Here is a 21,506-nt window from a genome sequence, read left to right on the forward strand (position 1 = left end):
GCCGTCAAAACGTCCAACGCACCTGAAGCCACTATGGGCGCAAACGTCGGCAGCTTGATCCTGATATTGTCGGGCGAGAAAAGCCAATTGCCAGCCATTGGAGAACGGCGGCTCCGCGCGCCGGACGAACGGCAACTTACGGGATCGGCGCCGCGGCCATGGAATGGCTCAAATTGGGCGCATAGCTGCCCCGCGCCGCGGCAAAGCCGCGTCGTCGATCGACACGCCCGGTGGGGCCGGGCGGCCGTCGGCCGGGCGCGACGCTTTGCTGAATTTAGCGCGGCGATGCCGCGCTAAATTCAGGCGTCGTCGCCCATCCTCAACGCTGCGATGAACGCCTCCTGCGGTATGCTCACCGAGCCATATTCCCGCATGCGCTTCTTGCCTTCCTTCTGCTTCTCCAGCAGCTTGCGCTTGCGCGTCGCGTCGCCGCCATAGCATTTCGCGGTCACGTCCTTGCGCAGCGCCGCGATCGTCTCGCGCGCGATCACCTTCCCGCCGATCGCCGCCTGGATCGGGATCTTGAACATGTGGCGCGGGATCAGGTCCTTCAGCCGCTCGCACATGCCGCGCCCGCGCGTCTCCGCGGTGCCGCGGTGGACGATCATGCTCAGCGCATCGACCGGCTCGTTGTTGACCAGGATGCTCATCTTGACGAGGTCGCCCTCGCGATAGCCGATCTGGTGATAGTCGAAGCTGGCATAGCCGCGGCTGATGCTCTTCAGCCGGTCATAGAAATCGAACACCACTTCGTTCAGCGGCAGTTCGTACGTCACCTGCGCGCGCCCGCCGACATACGTCAGGTTCTTCTGGATGCCGCGGCGGTCCTGGCACAGCTTCAGGATGCTGCCGAGATATTCGTCGGGGACGTAGATCGTCGCCTCGATCCACGGCTCGCTGATCATCGCGATCTTGTTGGGATCGGGCATGTCGGCCGGGTTGTGCAGCTCGATCCGCCCGCCGTCATGCGTCAGGTCGATCTCGTACACCACGCTCGGCGCAGTAGTGATCAGGTCCAGGTCATATTCGCGCGTCAGCCGCTCCTGAATGATCTCCAGGTGGAGCAGCCCCAGGAAGCCGCAGCGGAAGCCGAAGCCCAGCGCCGCGCTCGTCTCCATCTCGAAACTGAACGATGCGTCGTTCAGCCGCAGCTTGCTGATCGATTCGCGCAGTTTCTCGAAATCGTTGGCGTCCACCGGGAACAGCCCGCAGAACACCACCGGCTGCACTTCCTTGAACCCGGGCAGCGCCTCGGCCGCGGGCCGCTTGGCATCGGTCAGCGTGTCGCCGACGCGCGCCTGCGCCACGTCCTTGATCTGCGCCGTGATGAAGCCGATCTCGCCCGGCCCCAGGTCCGCCAATTGCTCGATCTTCGGGCGGAAACATCCCACGCGGTCCACCAGATGCTGCGTGCCCGCCTGCATGAAGGTCACCTGCTGGCCCTTCTTCAGCGTCCCGTCGATCACCCGCACCAGGATGACGACGCCGAGGTACGGGTCATACCATGAATCGACCAGCATGGCCTTCAGCGGCGCGTTGGGATCGCCCTTGGGCGCCGGGATCCGCTCGACCACCGCGTCCAGGATCTCCTCGATGCCGATGCCCGATTTCGCGCTGGCCAGCACCGCGCCGCTCGCGTCCAGCCCGATCACTTCCTCGATCTCGGCCTTCACCTTTTCCGGTTCGGCCGCGGGCAGGTCGATCTTGTTGATGACCGGCACGATCTCATGGTCATGCTCGATCGACTGGTACACGTTCGCCAGCGTCTGCGCCTCGACGCCCTGCGCCGCGTCCACCACCAGCAACGCGCCCTCGCACGCGGCCAGGCTGCGGCTCACTTCATAGGCGAAATCGACGTGCCCCGGCGTGTCCATGAGGTTCAGGACATGGCCCTTCCATTCCAGGCGCACCGTCTGCGCCTTGATGGTGATCCCGCGCTCCTTTTCAATCTCCATGTTATCAAGCACTTGGGCCGACATCTCCCGCTCGGAGAGGCCCCCCGTGCGTTGGATCAGCCGGTCGGCCAGCGTCGACTTGCCATGATCGATATGGGCAATGATCGAGAAGTTACGGATCTTGGAAAGCTCGGTCGCCACGTACGTCTACCAGAATGAGAGATTGCCGCGCGCGTTAGCACCTCCCGCCGCAATGCCAAAGCGGCACCTTCGTCGCACCGCGCACCACCTTCGTCGCGCGATGATCAGCCCCGTCGCGGCACCGATGCGGCGCTCCGAACACGCGGCTAGATCCGCCGCATCAGATCAGGAGCAAAATCGATGACTCGCACTCTCTTCTCGCTAATGGCCGCCTTCGCCGCCAGCGCCCTCTGCCTCGTCCCCACGCTATCAACGGACATTCCTCAAGAGATCGTCCTTCAGCAGGTCGCATGACGTGTCGACGCTGGCGAGTGAAATGGCTCAGTGGTAAGTTGGCGGTACGGAACAATCCATCACACCGCAGATCGGGAGCGATGCGGTAACAACAACAGGGGGAATTGAGGATGCGCACTACACTCACCATCGCTGCAGCCGCCACGCTGCTTGCCGCGGTGCCGGCTACGGCACAGAACAAGGGCTCGTCTGCTCACCAGGCGCAGCAAAAGGGTGAAGCGCAGATCCCGGTGTGCACCAAGCGATTGGGAACGCTGGCGATCGTTGAGCCGGACAATCAGTGGTGGCGAGAATTGAACCTCGGCAGCCCCGAAGCCATTATCAAAATCTTCGTCCAGAAATCCGGCTGCTTCACCATGGTCAACCGCGGCCGCGCGATGGTCAGCCGGAACATGGAACGCGCCATGGCCGACTCTGGAGAGCTGCAGGCCAATTCGAACCTGGGCAAAGGCCAGGTTCGCGCCGCGGACTACTTCCTGCAGCCCGATATTGTCACCGCAAACCGCAACTCCGGCGGCGGTGGCCTCGGAGGCGTGATTGGCGGCGTCGGCGGACTCTTCGGTGGGGCTGGCCGCGCAATCGGCGCGATCGCCGGAGGCATCAATGTGAAAAAGGGTGAGGCGAAGACCACGCTGAGCCTCGTGAACGCGCGCACCACCGAGGAGGAAGCCATGACCGAGGGCTATGCCCGCAAGTCTGACATCAGCTTCGGCGCAGGCGGCGGCGTTTTCTCCGGCGGCACCTTTGGCGGCGCGGCCGGCGGCGGATATCAGGATACGGCGATCGGCCAAGTGATCGTGCTGAGCTACCTGGACGCCTACACCAAACTGGTCTCCCAGCTGGGCGGTCTTCCGGCCAACGCCGCAGCTGCTGCTCCACGCGCGCAGTAATTTTCGAAGTGGGGCGGGCAGCCGTCCGCCCCACCATCATCGCACGCCTCGGCCGGTCCATTTTGAGGTTCCGGTCTCTAAAATCCTCGCTCCGCTCCGCAGCAGGCCGATCTCGTCGCGCACGACGCGTCTTCTAGTGCATGGCCGAAGAGGGCCCCCGAACTGCGGATCACCGGTTTCAGGCGGTTCCAGGGGTGGCAGGAAAATACGGCGATTAGCCTCTTGCTGCGCTGGATTTCGCTGATATAAGCCGCCGCCTGCCGCCGGCTCCAACCGGTTGGCATCTGGTCGGGGAATAGCTCAGCCTGGTAGAGCACTGTGTTCGGGACGCAGGGGCCGGAGGTTCGAATCCTCTTTCCCCGACCATCTAATCCTTACATTCGCTTTTTGAGACTGCCGCGCTCTGGGCGTTCTGCGGGCGAGGCGACTGTGAGCTTTGCATAGCATTATAATAGTCAAGCGAGCACATCATTGCTGTTGGCTCAGATGCGTGACAGCGGGAGCCCCATGCCGCATCGCGTGAAGCATCACTCCCGCTGCTGTTGACAAATATCTCCGCGGCGGTGTGTTTGCCTCGTCGGCGCAGAGGAGACTGAGCTATGGCCGCCAAACCGGTCACCATGGCGGATACCGTGCACAGTGTTTTCAAGCAGTGGTACGAGCGTGGACGCGAGACCGGACGCAGGCCGCCTCACGAACAATCTCGACATGCCGCCGACGGTGCGCTTTCAACATGAGCACCCTCGCCCTTGCGTCGAAGGATCACGTCGATACACCGTTGCTCGCTACGCTGAACCAGCATCTATCACAGGCCATAGAGCTGGTTCACCAGCCCGAACTCGCGCGCCCGATCAACCAGGCAGGCTATCTCGAAGGCATTTGGATCGACAGGTCCGGCCTTTGCTGGCTGGTCGGTTGGATGATCGAAGACGCTGTGCTGGACCGGTCGGTGATCATCCTGGATACTGCTCGGACCGCAGGGGGCCTCGCTCTTAGCTTGGCCCCGCGCGCGGATCTCGCGCCCGGCGCAAAGGCGTTTGTGGCCATGATGAGCTGCGCGTGGCAGGCTGATCCTGACCTGCCACCCCAAATTGTGCTGGCGGACGGGAGTGGACGCTACCTGGAGCCTTTGCGTCCAACACCCCTGACCTCCCCGGATGCGGTCTTGCCGATCATTCGAGATACACTCGACCGAGCCACAGGGCCCCACCGCGCCGCAATGCTGGAGTTGCTGCAAGCCAACCGCGACTGGTCGCCGCAGGAGTCAACCGTCGATCGCGTGCAGGTGGACGAGATTGCCGTGCTGCCGGGCTTTGGCGCCTTTGTAAACGGCTGGGCGCTCAGCCCGCGCAGACGAGCCGAACAGTTCATTCTCAAGGCAGGCACTCACATCATTCCGGCCGACCCCCGCAGCCAATCTCGGTTTACCCGCACCGACCTGATCCAAGCGCTTCCTAACGTCGAACATGCCCTGGAGACGGCGGCTTTCGTCACCTTGTTTCGTGGCCCCATCGATCGCGCTTTGTTGGACCGACTTACGCTGAGAGTTGTGTGGGACGATGGCACCATCACCAACACAGCCATTGCCCCTGCGGTTGTACGCGTGCTGGGGGTGACCTCACCGCTCGATTCAATCTCGCGCTTCTACCCGGCGGTCGAGGTAGAGCACTTCTTTGCCGATTTTGCGCGTCAGGCGGCCATCCATGCACAATCCCTGGCTGAGCGTGTTCAAGCCTATGATTTGAACAAGGCCGGATCAGTGCTGCTACTGGCCGCCCCCAGACAACCAGCCGATATATTCCTGTTGTTTGATCAAGCGTGCCAGCACGTTGCCTCGTTGCCGGAGGATTGGGGCGTCGCCATCGTCGCACGTCCGGATGACACCCGAGGTCTCGTCCTGACGCTGTTCGCGCAATTGCAACGAACAACAAGCCGTGCCTGCAGCCTGTTTTTCACCAGCGACACCGATCCCACCTCTGACGTAATCGAGGGAGTCGCAACGGTGCTTTCTTGCGAACGGCTGGCCTGGGTGGACGGCCGGGTGTCCTTGACCAGTAACGGGTGGCGTGAAGTCGCCAAGCAATCCGCCAGTCTCGCGCTGCTCGCGATCAATGACCCGCTCGGAAACTCAGCGGCTATTGCCAACCTCAATGCCTTTGTTGCCGATGTCACCGAATGGAAGCGTTTGCGTTCCATAGCGCCGCCTCAAATCGGTGGAATTCAGCTGCCACCGCAAGACGCGCCATTGCCGGTCGTACCCGACGCCGCGCTGTATCTGGCGCCGCGCAGCCATTCGTCGTTCACGCTCAAGATCAATGAGGCCCTCCATCGTGCTCATGGATAGCGGCGATATCCGTGTGCCTGCCGGCAACAAACGGATCGCCATCTACAGCCACACGCACCCTTCGCTTACGTCGGGCGGGGCGGAGATCTCCGCATACAACCTGTTCCGCGGGCTCCGCACCCTTGGGTGGGATGCGATCCTCATTGCTGCTTGCGACGAAAGCCTGAGAGACAAGATCAGTCTCGGTCCTAACGAATTCGCTTTGCCCGTTCGCGGCGGCATCTACGATCACTTCTACCATATCTCTTCGGTCGAAGTCCGGCGATCGCTGGTCAGGCTGCTCCAAGAACAGAACGTCACGCTCTTCAACGCCCACCATTTCCTGCACATCGGCATCGGTGCATTCTCGGACATCGTTTCGGCGGGTATCGACGTGGTGTTCACCATGCACGAGTTCCTGGCCATCTGTCACAATCATGGCCAACTCGTCACACGACCCGGCCAGACACTTTGTCACGGCCCGTCACCCTCCGCGTGTCAGCGATGCTATCCGGAGCACAGCAGGCAGCAATTCGCAGTACGGCAAAGCCAGTTCGCGGCTGCACTTGATCAGGTATCGGCGTTCATTGCCCCCAGCCAGTTTCTTGCCGACAAGATGGTGGAGCAGGGCGTCGTTGCCGCGCGGGTCAGCATCATAGAGAATGGGGTGCCACATCCGGCACGCCCCCGCTCCTCCCGGCACTCGCGTGACAACTGGCGGTTCGGATATTTCGGCCAGATCAACCCGTTCAAGGGCGTTGGCGTGCTGCTGGACGCCTGTGCAGTGCTGGCGCGCCGTCCTGATCTTGCCGCAAGGATACGGATCGCCATCCACGGAAACTTCATCGGACAGCCAGCCGCCTTTATCGACAGGTTCAATGCCGCCGTGGAGGAATATCCATTCCTCACCTACCTAGGGGCCTACGACAATCAGAACGTGGCTTCGCTGATGGCTGCCTGCGATTACGTCGTCATGCCCAGCACATGGTGGGAGAACTCCCCGGTCGTGATTCAGGAAGCCTTGGGCGCTCGTCGTCCCGTCATTTGCACCGGCATCGGCGGCATGGCTGAAAAAATCATCGACGGCGAAACCGGGCTCCACTTCGCTCGCAACGACCCTGCTGACCTTGCCGACCGCGTCGCACAGGCCGCAGATGAGGCGCTTTTCGCCAAGCTTCAGAGCGCACTCCCAACGCCGCCGACGCCGATTGAAATGGCCGAGCGCTATGCAGCCGTGTTCGATCAGGTTGCAAAAACAACCGCTTGATCAATCCACCATTCTGTCGATCTCGTCGGGCGGAATGTCGTTGAAGAACTCCAATCCCGCCTCGCGGACAACATCATAGAAGACGCGGTAGCGCTTCGCATACGTCTCCCGCATCTGCCGCAAAGCCGCTTCACTTAGCCGCTCGCGCATAATGTCCTGCGGATCGTTGTTGAGCAGTTCGTCGACGGTAGCGGTGGGAAGGTCGTAGAAGGAGGTGAGCTCCCGCACCCGCGCGTCCGCCTGAACGATGATCGCCGGTTTGCCCACCTGCATGAAGACCACTCCGCCGTGGAAGCGGTCACCGAAGAACGCTTCATTGCCAGTGGCGAAGCCTCGCCATTTTTCCGTGCTGCGGAACATCCAGTAATCGTTGAAAGGCAGGTTGAACCCAAGCTCGACCCCGCGCCGTTTCACCTGCTCAGGCGAAACTTCCCCCGTCGCGTCGTTGTAGATAACTTCTTGCGGATCAGCTGCTTGCAGCGTGCTGAAGAAGTCGTTCTGGAACACATAGCTCGTTTGGAAACGCTGGCCGATCCGCACCACGGCTTCCAGGCGCCTGTTGTCGTCTTGACGTGTCAGGCGCCCGGCGGTTGCCACCCGCAACGAGGGGACCACCGTTGCGGGGCTCCGTATGCTCATAATGTTACGGGGATAAACGAACAGGCTCGGGCAACCCAGCGCCCGCGCATTGGTCAGCCCAACGGCATGCAACCATGCTTCGGTTTCTCTTCCGCGCACCCCGAAGATAGATGCCCGCCGATTGATCGTGCTCAGCAGCGCGAACAGGCTCGGATCCACTACATCAGGGTTCGGCTCGAGCGCTTCTTGTATCCCGATCCCAAGCGCGACAATCTCGCAACGAGTCGCTGCCAAGAGTGCGGTTTCGCGACCGCGAGCGCCAATATTGCGGCTGTCCCGATTATCTTTTTCCTCCCGGGGCCGGATCATGTTGGCATATCCCAGCACGATGGCGTCGAAACGACGATCAAGCTCGGCGGCATCTGTCGCCCTTTGATCCGGCGCGACCGGTTTGTGTCGGAACAACTTCTGCGGCGCTTCCAGGTGAACCAGATTGCCCATGTTTCGAGAGGTCAGGCGAACGCTCTCTTCGATCTGGGCCAGCGTTTCCGCAGGTGACAGGATTTGGTCCGGGCGGCCGGAGACGCGGTGAAACAGCAAGCGCAGCGGCGCCTCAGAGGGCGAGCGCTGAAGCCTTCGCTGAGCTCTTGCCTTGGTTCGCTCCTTCGCCCTTGCGCCCGCCCGCGCTCTGGCACGCCGAAGCGCGAAGGAGTTTGTGGCGTCACTCACCTTTGCTCTCCTAGCTGCGCCACCCGTTCGCATTGCTCCGGCTACCGGACAATGTCACGATCTCGACGTGTACCATACGTTGATTTGCTTGAACCTTCGAGGCTAGCAGAGCCGGATGGCCGCTCACGTTCTCCGCCTTTCGATCAAGATAGCGATCTGGTTCGTGGGTCTGTCGCTCGCGCTCGTCGCGTTGTTTCGTTTCGTGCCGCCACCGATCACCTTCACGATGATGGGCGACCTGCTGTCAGGACGCTCGATCACCAAGGAATGGCGATCATTGGCACAGATTGACCCGGATATGGCGCGTGCCGCCATCGCCGGGGAAGACGCGAAGTTCTGCACTCATCATGGCTTCGACTTTAGCGCGATTGCCGGTGCTGCCTACCGCAATGCGCAAGGGGGAAAGATCCGAGGCGGATCTACCATTAGCCAGCAGACCGCCAAGAACGTCTTCCTGTTCCAGGGCGGCGGCTATGTACGCAAGGCCTTTGAGGCCTGGTTCACCGTCCTGATCGAGGCAATCTGGGGTAAGCGCCGGATCATGGAGGTGTACCTCAACGTCGCGGAAACCGGAATCGGCACCTATGGGGTGGAAGCCGGCGCCATCCGCTACTTCAATCACTCGGCAAACAGGTTGTCGGCCACCGAGGCGGCGCGGATCGCAGCGGTTCTTCCGCTGCCGAAGAAGCGGGAAGCTGTCACGCCCACCGGCTTCGTGCGTCGCCATGGCAACGCGATAGCCCGGCATGTCGGGGTTGTTCGGCGCCAGGAACTGGACGCCTGCCTGCGGTGACTTGCCGGGCCCAGCTCGATTACTTGGTCGCGCCGTCGATCGCCGCGCCTGCCTTGTCCGCCGTCTCGCCGACGCTCTGAGCGGCCGAGGTGATCGCCTTGGTTTCCAGGCCCTCGTTCTTCGACTGATTGAACAGGAAGAATGCGGCCACCACGACGGCAAGTAGAACGGCAAGCCCGATCAACATACCGCTTCCGCCGCCGCCGCGCCGTTCGATGATCGTGGTATTTGGCGTCGACGTCTCAGTTACACGTTCGTCGGTCATGTTACGCTCCATCGTTACCGATGAGCCGCAACGCAGGGCCAATCTTGGTTGTTCCCTTTGCGGAACGGGTGGAACCTCCACCCGCTCCGGGACCCGGATCAGAACGGGAGCTTGAAGCCCGGCGGCAGCGGAAGGCCACTGGTCATTTTCGCCATCTCCTGCGACGACGCGGCATCTGCCTTCGCGCGCGCGTCGTTGAAGGCAGCAGCAACCAAATCCTCCAGCATCTGCTTGTCGGCAGGCACGATCAGCGAATCATCAATGGAGACGGAGAGGATACGCCCCTTGGCCGTCGCCTTGATCTTCACCAGCCCTCCGCCGGACACGCCTTCCACTTCGATCGTGTCGAGCGTGGCCTGCGCCTCGTCCATCTGCTTCTGGACGTTCTCCGCCGCGCTCTGGGCTGCGGCGAGAAGTTCGTTGATATCCTTCACGCGTGGTTCCTCTTCTTGGGCCAGTCAATCAGTTCGGCGTCCGGAAACGCCTCAAAAGCAGCCTTTACCAGCGGAGACGCGAGCACCGCCTGCCGCTGTGCTTCCGCAGCCGCATCGGCGGCCTCTTTCAGCGTCGCCTCACCCGGCGCATCCAGCATCGAAAGCTTCCACGCGATACCGGTCATACCGCGCAGCGCCGTGGTCGTTTCCGCCAGCGTATCGGCGGCAATAGGCCGCGTGCCGCTGAAGACGATCTCCGGCGGGTCATAGCTGACGACCCGCGCGCCATGGGCCAGCCGGACGGCCAGCAAATGATGCCCTTTTTCCTCCATCTCCTCCACAAGCGCGGCGAAGGTGGCTGGCAACGCCGGCTTCTCAGGCGGAGCCGGCGTGGTCGCCGGCGGGGGAGCAGATGGCTGAGCAGAGCCGCCCTCGCTCAAAACGCGAGCGAGTTCGCCCGGATCCGGAAGGCTCCGTGCATGAACGATCCGCAGCAAAGCCATTTCAGCCGTCTCGATCGGGAGCGCAGCCTTGGCGACCTCATCATGCCCCTTGAGGAGCAGTTGCCACAAGCGATGCAGCATCGGGAAGGACAGCTTCCCCGCCCAGTCGCGGTAAGCCTCCCGCTCTTCGGCGGGCTGGGCGGGATCTTCGGCACTGCCGACCTTGGCCAACGTCACGCCGTGAACGGCTTCCAGCAAAGCCCGCAACACGCCTTGCGGGTCAACGCCGAAGTCATATTGCCGGCGCAGCGCCACCAAAGCGCCCGGCGCATCTCCCGCGAGCAAAAGCGCCAACAAGTCCCGTACGGCACTTCGGTCGGACAGGCCCAGCATCTCGCGCACCGCTTCTGCCGTGACCCCACCCCCCTGCAGGTCGGCATGGGCGATCGCCTGGTCAAGGATCGACAGACCGTCGCGAGCGGAGCCCTCAGCGGCGCGGGCGATCAGCGCCAGCGCCTCCGCCTCGGCTGCAACGCCTTCCTGGTGGCTAACAGCCGCGAAATGCTCCGCCAGCTTGTCGGCAGGAATACGCCTCAGGTCAAAGCGCTGGCAGCGTGACAATACCGTCACCGGCACCTTGTTCACCTCAGTTGTGGCGAACAGGAACTTCACATGACCGGGAGGCTCCTCCAGCGTCTTCAGCAGGCCATTGAACGCCGCCTTCGACAGCATGTGAACTTCGTCGATGATGTAAACCTTGTACCGGGCGGAAACCGCGGCGTAGCGTGAGGCTTCGATGATCTCACGAATGTCGTCGATGCCCGTATGGCTCGCGGCATCCATCTCGATCACATCGATATGGCGGCCTTCCGCAATCGCCCGGCACGGCTCGCAAACGCCGCACGGATCGATTGTGGGGCCGCCGGTTCCGTCGCGGCCCACGCAGTTGAGCGCCTTTGCGATCAGCCGTGCGGTCGACGTCTTGCCGACCCCTCGCACCCCGGTGAGCAGGAACGCATGCGCGATCCGATCGCGGCGAATGGCGTTCTCCAGGGTACGAACCATCGCATCCTGGCCGATCAGCGCTTCAAACGTCTGCGGTCGATATTTGCGCGCCAGCACGCGATAGGCTTCGCCACCGCGCTTCGGCTGAACCGGTTCGTCTAGGCCAAGAAGGGAGTCGGTCATCGCAGCCTATCTAGGCGCACAGACCATGCTTGTCGAAGGGGCAACGCCGGTCGGCACACGCGCGGTCCCGTCAGGCAAGGCGCCTACGACCGTCCATATCGATGTCGGAGAATGCTGCGGTGGGAGCCGGAACGACCCGCGGCGAAATCGTTGTGGCTGCTTCCGTCAGGATCTGACCAGGTTGGCGACGACCACGTCCGCCCGACTCCCGCGCGCCATATGGCCGAGCCAGGCGAGCGGTTCAAGCCCGTCAGTGACTTGGCTAGGGAATGCGGACGGTGAGGCCATTATGCTCCGATTTCAGGACGATCTGACATGATAAGCGGCTGGTTCGTGCCGCATTCGGTGCGAGATCGAGCATATCTTCCTCTTCTTCGGTCGCCTTCGGCAGGCGGGTGAAGTCATCGGGCGCAACGATAACGTGGCAGGTCGCGCATGCCATCTGGCCCTCGCAAGTGCCTTCAAGCGGCATTCCGACCCGCTGCCCTACCTCCAGCAATCGTTGGCCCGGTGACGCATCGGCTTCCACAACGGACCCATCCGGTGCCTCGAAGCGAACCTTCATGCCGCAACCTGTTGTGCGTCGGCCGCAGCGACGATCGTCTCCAACGCTTCGCGCATTTCTGTTTCCGTCGTGTAGCGCCCGAACCCCAACCTGATTGAAGACCGGGCATCGGCATCAAGCAATCCGATCGCCTTCAGGACATGAGACGGTCGACCTGAACCGCTGGCGCAGGCCGAACCCGCTGAAAAGGCGACGTGTCGGCAGTCACTCATCAGCCTGTTCACGTCCAGTCCACGCCGTCGCACGTTGAGATTGCCGCGGTAGCGGTGCTCCTCCGATCCGTTGATCGTCCATCCGCTCAACCGTTGCGTTGCGATCTCCCAGAGCTGGGCGACATGGGCCGAATCGGCGTCATGCCGCTCCATCATGAGCCGGGCAGCAACGCCGAAGCCCACGCACAAGGCGGGGCTCAACGTGCCCGAACGGCCAAGTTCCTGATCCCCGCCGTGAAGAAGTGGCTCCAGCGTCACGCCGTCCCTGATCCACAGCGCACCGACGCCCTTGGGGCCGTGGATCTTGTGCGCCGAAAGCGCAATCATGTCGCATTCTTCCGGGATGGCGACGCGGCCATAGCCCTGAACCGCATCGCAGAGCACCAAGGCACCATTTTGACGCGCGATACGCGCCAGCTCCGGAATAGGTTGAATCACGCCCACTTCATTGTTGACCAGCATGGCGGCAAGCAAACCGGCACCCTGCCCCAGAACTCGTCGCGCCACCCAGAGGTCGATCCGGCCATCGGGCCGCACCGGCAGCACCGTAATCTCCCGGCCACGCGCCCCCTCCGCTCGCGCGGTATCCAGTACCGCAGCATGTTCGCTTGCGATGGTGACCACGGAACCGCGGGTGCCCTTAACGGCCCAGTTGAGCGCTTCGGTGGCACCGCTCGTGAAGACGACGCGGCCACCATGGGGAAGCAGCGCCGCAACCTGCTCACGCGCGACCTCGATCGCCGCCTTGGCTGCACGACCTAGCCGGCTTGCAGAATGAGGGTTGGCGTACTGGTCTCGCAACCACGGAACCATCGCCTCGAACACCTCTGGCGCTAAAGGCGTGGATGCCTGATAATCGAGATAGATCATGCAGCAAGGATCCGGGCGCCGCGCGCCAAGCTGCGCCACGCATGAATGAAGCGATCGATATCTGCCTCCGTCGTCGTGCGCCCGAAGCTGACCCGCACCACTTCTCTGGTTTCCTCTTCGGTCCAGCCCATGGCCCGAAGCACATGGCTTGGCTTGAGGCTGCCGCTGGCACAGGCGCTGCCGGCAGACACCGCAATTCCTTCAAGATCGAGCCGGATTAGCTGCGCGTTGGCACTCACACCAGGCAGCCGGTAGCTGCCAATCGCAGGATTTCGCGGAGCATTCTCGCCCACCACCAGGCCGCCGGAGCGACGTATCGCGTCATCCAGTCGCGCGCGGCGGGCGGCGTGATCCGGTTCGGGCTCTTCCAAGGCAGCTGCATAGCCGAGTGCGGCCGGCAGGTTCTCCGTCCCCGCTCGGTAACCGCGCTCCTGTCCCCCGGTCGGAAGCAGCGTTCCAAGATCTCGAACCAACAACGCCCCAATACCGGGCGGCCCGCCGCGCTTGTGCCCGGAAAGCGCTACGAAGTCAGCCAAATCGGCCAGTTCTGAAGTTGCCGGCATCTGTGCCGCATCAACGAACAACAGCCCATCGGCCTCGTGCACGACCTCGGCGATTTCCCTGAGCGGCTGGAGCACACCGGTTTCACTGTTGCACCATTGGATGCACACTAGCGGTGGTGCCGACTTCGAATTCGTTTTTTCCGCGCCCGAACGAAGCTGCTCGCGCAGCGCCTCCGGGCTGACGCGCCCATCACCATTGACCGGCACATACTCGGCCTGATCCCCCGCCGCTCGCATCGCAGCATCATGCTCAACCCGAGAAACAAGCCGGCGCCCCACAATGCCTCGGCGAAGCGCTATCCAAAGCGACTCGCTGGCACCGCTCGTCAACAGCACCTCACCGCGCCAGCCATAAGCTGCGCCAATCGCCGAACGGGCCTCCTCAAGCGCTGCGCGCGCCGAACGCCCCTCGGCGTGAGGAGACGAGGGATTCGCCCATATTTCGACACCGTGCAGCATGGCGTCACGCGCTCGTGAAGTCATTGGAGTGGTGGCGGCGTGATCCAGATAGAGACGCTGAGGCAAAACTCGTTCCATATTCGGGTGCGATCCCTATATAGCCGATCGTTCAACGCGCCACATCCGCGGCAACAAACTAACAGAGTAACGATGCCCGAAGTCATCTTTCCTGGCCCAGAAGGCCGCCTCGAAGGGCGTTTTGCCCCTGCTCCCAAGCCGCGTGCGCCGGTAGCGATGATCCTTCATCCGCACCCGACGGCTGGCGGAACGATGAACAATCACATCGTTCAGGCCCTCTACAAGACGTTTCAGCGCCGTGGTTTCGCGACGCTGCGCTTCAACTTTCGCGGCGTCGGCAAGAGCCAGGGCACCTTCGACAATGGCGTTGGCGAGCTCTCTGATGCTGCCAGCGCGCTTGACTGGGTGCAGAGCTTCCATCCAGAGGCGTCGACGACCTGGATTGCTGGCTTCAGCTTCGGCGCGTGGATCGGCATGCAGCTTCTGATGCGACGGCCGGAGATCCGCGGCTTCATCTCCATTGCTCCGCCGGCCAATCTGTACGACTTCACTTTTCTTGCACCCTGCCCCTCCTCGGGGATCATCATTCAGGGCGCCGAAGATGAAGTGGCCACCCCGCCGGCCACTCAGAAACTCGTCGATAAGCTTCGCACGCAAAAGCACATCACGATCCACCACGACGTGATCCCGCGCGCGAACCATTTCTTTGAGCATGAAATGGACGACCTGATGAAGTCGGTCGACGATTATCTGGATATGCGGCTGGACCCGAACTCCCCGATCCGCTGAACATTTCTGCCGGTGCGCTGCGCTTGGCCGTGCGCACCGGCCGCACTCACGCCGCACTCACAGGCACCAAGGGCCCTCGTGACTGCTGAAACGCCGTCACCGCTCGTGTACGACGGCAGATCGTAGTCGAAGCACCGCCCTCCGGCGGGGCTCCTGCCTTTCTCCTCAGTAATCCTTGGAATAGCGTAGCTGCGCGTTCGATCCGCCAAATGATCCTGCCTGGGTCAACACACTGAGCGACCGGGTGAGCGCGATCGTCAGCTGCGTCGCGGTGAAGCCGCGAGCGTCTGTGACGATCTCGATATAGATGTCGTCCGTCAGATACTTGCCCGCCGCGAGCGCAGTACCACGGCCGCTCGCCTCGTCTGCGCCAAGCACCCTGAGACGATCAAAGCCGGTTGCTGACCGCAGCTTGCCTAGCGGATTCAATCCGCCGCCCGAGCCGCGCAGCGAGTTCAATGCCGCTGCCAACTGGATAGCTTCGGTTGCGGACAGATTTTCCGGGTTCGTGCCGAAGAGCAGCCGGCTCAACACCTCATCCTGCGGAAGCGCAGGATTAGACGTAAACGCGATTTGCGGACGCTGACCCGTGCCAGTGATGTTGATGACGAACGTCACCCCGTCGTTTTCGGTGGTTGCACGAATATCGAGGTCGGGGTCCGTCATCTCGCCGCCCCGGAAGCGAATACGGCCGCGCTCCACCTCAAACCGCTTGCCGGCAAAGGAGTATGTGCCTCGCACGAGATCCAGCCCGCCGGCGATCGTCGGCGCGGCCGAGGTGCCGCCGATCCGCATATCGGCTTCCCATTCACTCTCCAGACCCATGCCGGAAACGAACAACCGGTTATCGGCGCGCACCCGCATATCGAGGCGGAACAATCCCGGCGGTGATGCAGGTGGAGGGCGGTCGGTGATCCTGGCGGGTCTGATGTCGCTCTTGCGGCGCACACCGGTCAATTCAGGCACTTCGGCCGCACCCTGGCGAATGATCTCGTATCGCGCCTCGGGGATGGTCAGGTTCGCCTTGATCAGGCCACCACCCCGCCCGTTCGTGACAGAAACTGTTCCACTTGCCGTCGCGCCAACCGCGTCCGAACGCGCCAGTTGAGCGTCGTTGAGCCGAGCGTCGATCTGCATGGGATAGCCTTGGTCTGCTGCAAGGCTGACGAAGCCCTGAGCCCGAACCGAGCCATCGCCCGCCTTCGCGGTCAGACTGTCCAGCTGCAATCGATCCGCCGTGAACCGCGCCCGCACCGCCATGTTCGACAGGCGGGTGCCGTACGTCTCATTGTCATACGTCAGGCTGTCGGCGCGGATGACGCCATTCAGCTGTGGAGCCGAAACCCGCCCCGTGAAATCCGCCGCGACCACAACAGGACCGCTCAACTGCTGCTCTGCCAGCCCGGCAAGGCTGAAGAGTACGCCAGAAGGACCATTGTAGCGAATGCCGCCGCTCAGCGGCGCCGCCATCAGGCGCGACGCCCAGGAGCCGCCGGTACCCGCGGGGCGCAGAAAAGCTTGCGCCCGTCCGACGGTGGTCGCCCCGCGCTTCACCAATGCGCGTAGCTCACCGCCATTCTGCACCAGCCGCCCAGCCACTACGACATCGACCGGCTGCGAAACGCTGGCCAGACTGGACCGTGTGAACCCATTGATCGTCATGCGGGCGTCCGCCTGCGGGAACGCGCTGGGACTGCTCTGCACGAAATCAAGGCTGCCCGTTGCTCTGCCGCCAAGGCCGAGGTTCGGAACAAGGGCGTTGGCGATCGACAGGTCCAGGCTGTCGAGGCGCATCTGCGCGGACAGGCCAGCGCCATAGCTACCCGCGATCCGCAAACGTCCCTGATCGAAGATCACCTGCGTCGGAGCCAACCGGTAGGTACCGCCGGTGGCGCTGATACGCGCAGGATTGCCGGTGCGGAAGTTGATGTTGTTGGCCTGCCCCTGCAGCGCCACCAGGTACTCGTTCGGCGACAGCCGCGCATTGGCTGCCAGACGGAACGGCACGCTATTGGAGCCGGTGAGCAATGCTTGAGCGGTTCCGCGACCGCCCGCATAATTCACCTTCATGCGACCGGCCTGGATCACGGTCGGCCCGTAGCGAAGGTCGGCCACCTGCGCATCGGCAATGACTTGCGGGTTGTCGTAAAGAACAACGCTGGCCTTCACGATCGCCCGGCCGATTACAAAGTCGACGTCGCCGGGGATCTGGGCGGCGTAGGCCCGGGCATCCACGTCCGCCCGCTGGTAACGGCCCTGTGCCCCCAGGCGTGCTGCGCCGGACAGGCCAGAACCGGCGAACTGCACCCTTCCGGCGAACGGCCCGGCCGCCGTTTGTACAACCCGACCCGAGAAGTTGACGCCCGCAAAGACCACGCGACGGATATCGATTGCAAGTTGCGCGCCCGGGCTAACGAGCACGTTGGCATTGAACGGCCCGTAGGTCGTCCCGCCGGTCGCCGTTACGGCATAGGCGCCGCCCCGTCCCACGATGCGCGCGTCAAGGTTCGCCAAGCCTACGCCCAGGCCCGGTCGCGGCGCCCGAAGGTTGACGACAGGAGCGGCCGCGCTCCCCGTGACGCGTGCGAACAGAGGTCCGTACTGGGAGGAATATGCGTCCGCTTCGAGGAGCACGGCCCCCGTGTTCAGGTCATATCGCCCGTTGCCACGCGTTATCTTGAATGACGGTGCCGTGACCCGGACGTTGCGGAAGGTGACCAGCCCATCCGTGTCGTACCCGAGATTCGCGACTGCAACGGCGTTGCCCCCGAGGAAGGTACGCACCCCGTCGTTGAAAATCTGGCGTGTCTGGATACCAACGCGGCCAATGATCCCGAAGCCGCCATTTGGCTTCGCCACAAGTTCTGCGTCGGTGTTCAGATTGATGATGCCGACACCGTCTACGCGAAAGTTGTTAACCCGGCCCTTGATGGCACCAGTATAGCGACCAGTCTCCATATTGGCGGCGACAATCGCCGTCGCGTCGATCGTGTCGGAGCGAATGCGCAAATTGTCGGACAGGATCGTCGGCATGTCGATGGCAATATCGCCCTCGATGCGCGCATTCGTGGTCAGCCCGCCGAGCGCAGGGTTAAGACCCGTGATGCGCCGCGCCCGTGCCTTTACCGGGACAAGAATTCGATCGGCATCAACACGCGCCAACCCTTCAGCATAAACATTCTCGACGGTGGTCTCGCCGAACCCTAAGGTCGTGGCCCGCACCTTGTAGTCCACCGTCGGCGTTCCGAAAGCGCCGTTCAGCACCACCCGGGCCAGGACATCGCGGCCCCGCAAGTTGGGCGCGATCGCTCCTGGCGTCAGCAGCTTGGCGTCAACGGCGAAGTTCCCGAACTGGCTGTTGGCGAGATCGATCAATCCGCCTGCATCGACAGCAAGCGCATCGGATTGCAGCTTGATGCGGGTATCGGCACGCCGCTCCTGCAGCGTGGTGTCGATCGCCACCTTCAACTGCGGGGCAGTAAGCCGCTCCACAGGCCCTTCAAGATACAGCCCCGGCCGGGTGAAGCCGCGCACCTCGATATGGCCATTCCGGGCCATGACGCCAAGGTTCGCGAGCTGTCCGCCGCCTAGGCTCGCGACGGCTTTGCCCTGCCAGGAAGCCCAGCTGCCCCTGCCGCCGATCGTGGCCGTCAGCGGCGCCTTGGTTCCGGCGAGTGACGCTACCACACCGCCAGCAGGCGCAAACAGCCGCGCGTCGAGATCAAGCTTGTTGTCCTCCGGCACGGCGTCGAGGCGCAGGCGAAGGGTGTCGCCGCCAGCCACGCCTGGGCCACGCAGCGCGGCGGCGTTGACGGCAAGCTGCGCCCGCCTGTCCGCGATGTGAGCCGAGCCTTCGATCCGGCCGACATGGCGCCGGCCCGCAACCGGCGGTTCCATGACAAAGCGCGCAACGCGCAAGCGATCGATATCGATATCGAGATCCGGCAAGAGCGGGGCGTTCGGATCACTCGGTTGCGCAATCAACTCCGGGTTGCGGGCCATGGTGATGAGCTCGCTTTGCAGGCTCTTCACATCCACATGATTATTGATGAACGCGAATGGCCGCCAGTCGACATCAAGGCGTGGCGACGAAATGAACACGCCCTTCGGGTCACTGACGCGAACATCCGTCAGCACCATTCGGCCATAAAGCGAGCCATCAACCCGCCCGACCTTGATGTTCAGGCCGCCGGCGGTGGTGTAGTTGCCCAGTTGGTCTGCAACGAAGCGTCGCCCGGGATCGGTATTGATGCCGAAGACCACTGCGAGCAGCAGCAGCAACAGCGCCAGAACGGCAATGCCCAGCCATTTCAGGATCCGCTGCCACAAGGGCCGATGCACGATCACCGTCTGCACGGAGGCGGTTTCTTCGGCCATTAGAACGCCTGTCCGATCGAAACGTAGAGCGCGACTCTGCCATCGCCCTCACGCGGGTTTAAGGGCGTCGCCACGTCGACACGCATGGGCCCGAAGTTGGTGTAGAAGCGCCCGCCGATGCCGGCACCGAAACGAAGATCGGAGGCCTTCGGGAAGGTACTCTCATAGGCATTGCCCGCGTCGATGAAGGGCACGATGCCGAAATTTCCGAAACGATAGCGAGCTTCCAGCGCAAACTCGTTCAAGCTGCGGCCGCCGACTGGGCGCAAGTCACCGATGTCGATCTTGCCGTCTTCATCAGGAACGAGCGAGGAAACGGGCTCGAACGGTCCGAGACGCTGAAAGCCGTAGCCGCGCACGGATCCGCCGCCGCCACCGTAATAGCGGCGAGACGGAGCGATATCATCGCGATCCACACCCAGGATGGATCCGGCACGCGCCCGACCGGCGATCACCAGCTTATCGCTGACGGGATAGTAGAACGTACCCTCCACCATCGTCCGCGCGTAAGGCCGAACGGAGCCCTGCACCGACGTCTCGGGACTGACGTTCAACTTCAAACGATAGCCACGCGTGGGATTCAACAGATCGTCCGACGTGTCCCACACTGCCTGGGCAGGTATTGCTGCAATACCGTAGGTGCGCCGCACACGTTCGTTGCGGCCGAAGTCGAAGACGCTTTCGTTCGTGCCGGTCAATTCCGCGCCGAAAGCATAGGTGAAGCGCTTCTGCCAGATCGGGGTGGAATCATAGGCCCAGCGCACGAAGGCAGTGCCGGTGAACGCATCAAACGCATCATAATCGGCGTGATTGGCCGAAACGCCAGCCGAGAAGGTCCGATCGCGCTTTCCCGCATTCTGCCGTCGAAACGTCGCGGAGGCACCCTGCTGCTGGGTACCGCCTATGGCTGTGAGGATTAGCGCACCTTCGGGCGGGAAGAGGTTCCGGTGCGTCCAACTCCCCTCCACCTTGATGCCCTCGCCGGTACCGTAACCGGCGCTACCCGCCAGGCTACGCCACGGCCCCTTGGTTTGACGTACCAGGAGATCGACTTGCTCCGTTCCGTCCGGGCCTGGCTGACCGGTACGAACCGGCTCCACCCCTATGGTATCGAACAGTCCGGTGGCTACCAGCGCTTCGCGCAGATCGTCACGCTTGCGCGTGTCGTACAGATCCCCCCGCTTGAACCTGGGGAATATGCTCAGGTGATCGAGGTCGAATACCGCGTCGCCTTCGGTGCGGAGTACGCCAAAGGATGAACGCGGACCTGTTTCCACCGGCAATGTATAATCGCCGGTAACCGTCTGTTCGTCGAGGAGAATGTCCCTGTCGCCGACATCCACGAAGGGGTAGCCGCGCTGAGGAAGCACAAGCGCCACGTTCGCCTCTGCCCCCTGAACGCGCGTGGCCTCTAGCGGATCGCCTGTTCTGAGCGGAAGCTGCTCGCGCACCAGGTTCGGCGGCACCGTTGGCCCAGCCACGACGTTGATCGCGCCGAGCTTGTACAGCCGACCAGGGGTGGCCGCTAATACGGCGCGAAGCCGGCCTGGCTCCGTCCCGACCGTCTCGATGGTAGAACTGGCGACACCGTCGTAATACCCCAGCGACTTCATCAGGCGGATGGCGAGTTGCTCATCCTCCTTTGCCCGCGCATTCACCTGCGTGGCGTTGGTCGCCTTTCCGTCTCCATCTTCAAGCGCTGAGAGGGATTTGAATTCATCCTCGAGCCCGATTTCTTTCAGACCACGCACGGCCAGCTCATATCGGATCTGGGGCCGGTCATTTTCGGCAACGTCAGCGGCGGATTGAAGCGGAACCGTATTCGTGTTCGCCAGCGGCTGTAATGGCTGGTCAAGTTCGGGATCAGCGGCAGTTGCCGGCGGCATCGTCCCCGGGGGCACGACCGGAGCGGGCGCGCGCGCATCACCAATGGGCGGCAGCGGCTCCAGCGGAGCGTTGATGTCATTCGACAAGCTTGGCAGAGCCGCATCAAAGGCGGCATCCGGCACGATGGCTGAACCCGCGTCAGGATCTGTGGCGGGAGCCTGAGTCACTTCTTCGCGAGGAGCATCGGGCCCTCTCGCTGGCGCAGTGCCCGGCTTCGCCATCTGCGCGCCCGCCCCGGACGAGGCCGCTATAAGCGCGAAGGCCAGCCAGCGGTGACACCCCGAATTGAAACTCACGATTGCCCCTTTTCCACTCGGGGCCGCCCGATCTTTCGATACGTCCCCGTTCCGTCCAACGCCTTCTTGGAAGATAAGTTTCCTCGTTCAGGAACCTGCACCGCTGCGACATGTTGCGACATGTTGAGGGTGGCAACCCGCCAGAAAAGTGATTACCCGCCTTCGCAAC

General features: G+C 62.8%; 15 protein-coding genes, 1 tRNA gene and 1 other RNA gene. 6 read left to right on the plus strand and 11 right to left on the minus strand.

All coding sequences use genetic code 11. The features are described from left to right. Positions 1-299 precede the first annotated feature (299 nt). A complete protein-coding gene (lepA, locus tag LQ954_RS12330; RefSeq protein ID WP_227772542.1) occupies positions 300-2,096 on the minus strand; it encodes a translation elongation factor 4 in 1,797 nt (598 codons plus the stop codon). Positions 2,097-2,500: 404 nt separating this feature from the next. Between lepA and LQ954_RS12335 the strand changes: the two genes are divergently transcribed. From LQ954_RS12335 to LQ954_RS12350, 4 genes are all read left to right on the plus strand, one after another. Further along, entirely contained in the window at positions 2,501-3,280 is a 780-nt protein-coding gene (locus LQ954_RS12335; RefSeq protein ID WP_227772543.1) for a CsgG/HfaB family protein, read from the plus strand. Between the two features lie 289 nt (positions 3,281-3,569). Then, positions 3,570-3,646, plus strand: a tRNA-Pro gene (locus LQ954_RS12340). Between the two features lie 367 nt (positions 3,647-4,013). Beyond that, the gene (locus LQ954_RS12345; protein ID WP_231023407.1) at positions 4,014-5,624 is read left to right on the plus strand and encodes a hypothetical protein; all 1,611 of its coding nucleotides are present in this window, start codon (positions 4,014-4,016) and stop codon (positions 5,622-5,624) included. A gap of 13 nt (positions 5,625-5,637) precedes the next feature. Continuing rightward, the gene (locus LQ954_RS12350) at positions 5,638-6,870 is read left to right on the plus strand and encodes a glycosyltransferase family 4 protein (protein ID WP_231023409.1); all 1,233 of its coding nucleotides are present in this window, start codon (positions 5,638-5,640) and stop codon (positions 6,868-6,870) included. On the opposite strand, the gene LQ954_RS12355 is transcribed toward LQ954_RS12350, so the two are convergent. Next, on the minus strand, positions 6,871-8,049 hold the full coding sequence (locus tag LQ954_RS12355; RefSeq protein WP_231023410.1) for a polysaccharide pyruvyl transferase family protein: 1,179 nt from the start codon (positions 8,047-8,049) through the stop codon (positions 6,871-6,873). 244 nt (positions 8,050-8,293) lie between these two features. Here LQ954_RS12355 and mtgA point away from each other — a divergent pair, with 244 nt between their 5' ends. Further along, the gene (gene mtgA, locus LQ954_RS12360) at positions 8,294-8,971 is read left to right on the plus strand and encodes a monofunctional biosynthetic peptidoglycan transglycosylase (RefSeq protein ID WP_231023411.1); all 678 of its coding nucleotides are present in this window, start codon (positions 8,294-8,296) and stop codon (positions 8,969-8,971) included. Between the two features lie 19 nt (positions 8,972-8,990). Here mtgA and LQ954_RS12365 read toward each other — a convergent pair whose 3' ends face one another. The 7 genes from LQ954_RS12365 to LQ954_RS12395 form a co-directional block, all read right to left on the minus strand. Beyond that, the gene (locus LQ954_RS12365) at positions 8,991-9,236 is read right to left on the minus strand and encodes a hypothetical protein (protein ID WP_227772547.1); all 246 of its coding nucleotides are present in this window, start codon (positions 9,234-9,236) and stop codon (positions 8,991-8,993) included. Positions 9,237-9,334: 98 nt separating this feature from the next. After that, positions 9,335-9,670, minus strand: a complete 336-nt coding sequence (locus tag LQ954_RS12370) for a YbaB/EbfC family nucleoid-associated protein (protein WP_227772548.1) — start codon at positions 9,668-9,670, stop codon at positions 9,335-9,337. Next, positions 9,667-11,301, minus strand: coding sequence for a DNA polymerase III subunit gamma/tau (locus LQ954_RS12375; protein ID WP_231023412.1), 1,635 nt, complete (start codon positions 11,299-11,301; stop codon positions 9,667-9,669). The genes LQ954_RS12370 and LQ954_RS12375 overlap by 4 nt, the downstream gene beginning before the upstream one ends. Positions 11,302-11,416: 115 nt before the next feature. Beyond that, an RNA gene (ffs, locus tag LQ954_RS12380) (signal recognition particle sRNA small type) lies at positions 11,417-11,514 on the minus strand. A 49-nt stretch (positions 11,515-11,563) separates the two neighbouring features. After that, the gene (locus LQ954_RS12385) at positions 11,564-11,866 is read right to left on the minus strand and encodes a 2Fe-2S iron-sulfur cluster-binding protein (RefSeq protein WP_227772550.1); all 303 of its coding nucleotides are present in this window, start codon (positions 11,864-11,866) and stop codon (positions 11,564-11,566) included. After that, positions 11,863-12,948 (minus strand): cysteine desulfurase family protein, encoded by a 1,086-nt coding sequence (locus LQ954_RS12390; RefSeq protein ID WP_227772551.1) that lies wholly within the window; start codon positions 12,946-12,948, stop codon positions 11,863-11,865. Before LQ954_RS12390 ends, LQ954_RS12385 begins: the two co-directional genes overlap by 4 nt. Continuing rightward, positions 12,945-14,048 (minus strand): cysteine desulfurase family protein, encoded by a 1,104-nt coding sequence (locus LQ954_RS12395; RefSeq protein ID WP_231023413.1) that lies wholly within the window; start codon positions 14,046-14,048, stop codon positions 12,945-12,947. Before LQ954_RS12395 ends, LQ954_RS12390 begins: the two co-directional genes overlap by 4 nt. Positions 14,049-14,120: 72 nt before the next feature. On the opposite strand from LQ954_RS12395, the gene LQ954_RS12400 reads away from it, so the two are divergent. After that, complete coding sequence (locus LQ954_RS12400) at positions 14,121-14,777, plus strand: alpha/beta hydrolase (protein ID WP_231023414.1); 657 nt, start codon at positions 14,121-14,123, stop codon at positions 14,775-14,777. Positions 14,778-14,942: 165 nt separating this feature from the next. On the opposite strand, the gene LQ954_RS12405 is transcribed toward LQ954_RS12400, so the two are convergent. Continuing rightward, positions 14,943-19,154, minus strand: coding sequence for a translocation/assembly module TamB domain-containing protein (locus LQ954_RS12405; protein ID WP_231023415.1), 4,212 nt, complete (start codon positions 19,152-19,154; stop codon positions 14,943-14,945). Beyond that, the gene (locus LQ954_RS12410; RefSeq protein ID WP_231023633.1) at positions 19,154-21,262 is read right to left on the minus strand and encodes an autotransporter assembly complex protein TamA; all 2,109 of its coding nucleotides are present in this window, start codon (positions 21,260-21,262) and stop codon (positions 19,154-19,156) included. Before LQ954_RS12410 ends, LQ954_RS12405 begins: the two co-directional genes overlap by 1 nt. Positions 21,263-21,506 lie beyond the last annotated feature (244 nt).

The organism is Sphingomonas sp. IC-11 (assembly GCF_021043365.1).
In the GTDB taxonomy this organism is placed as follows: domain Bacteria; phylum Pseudomonadota; class Alphaproteobacteria; order Sphingomonadales; family Sphingomonadaceae; genus Sphingomonas.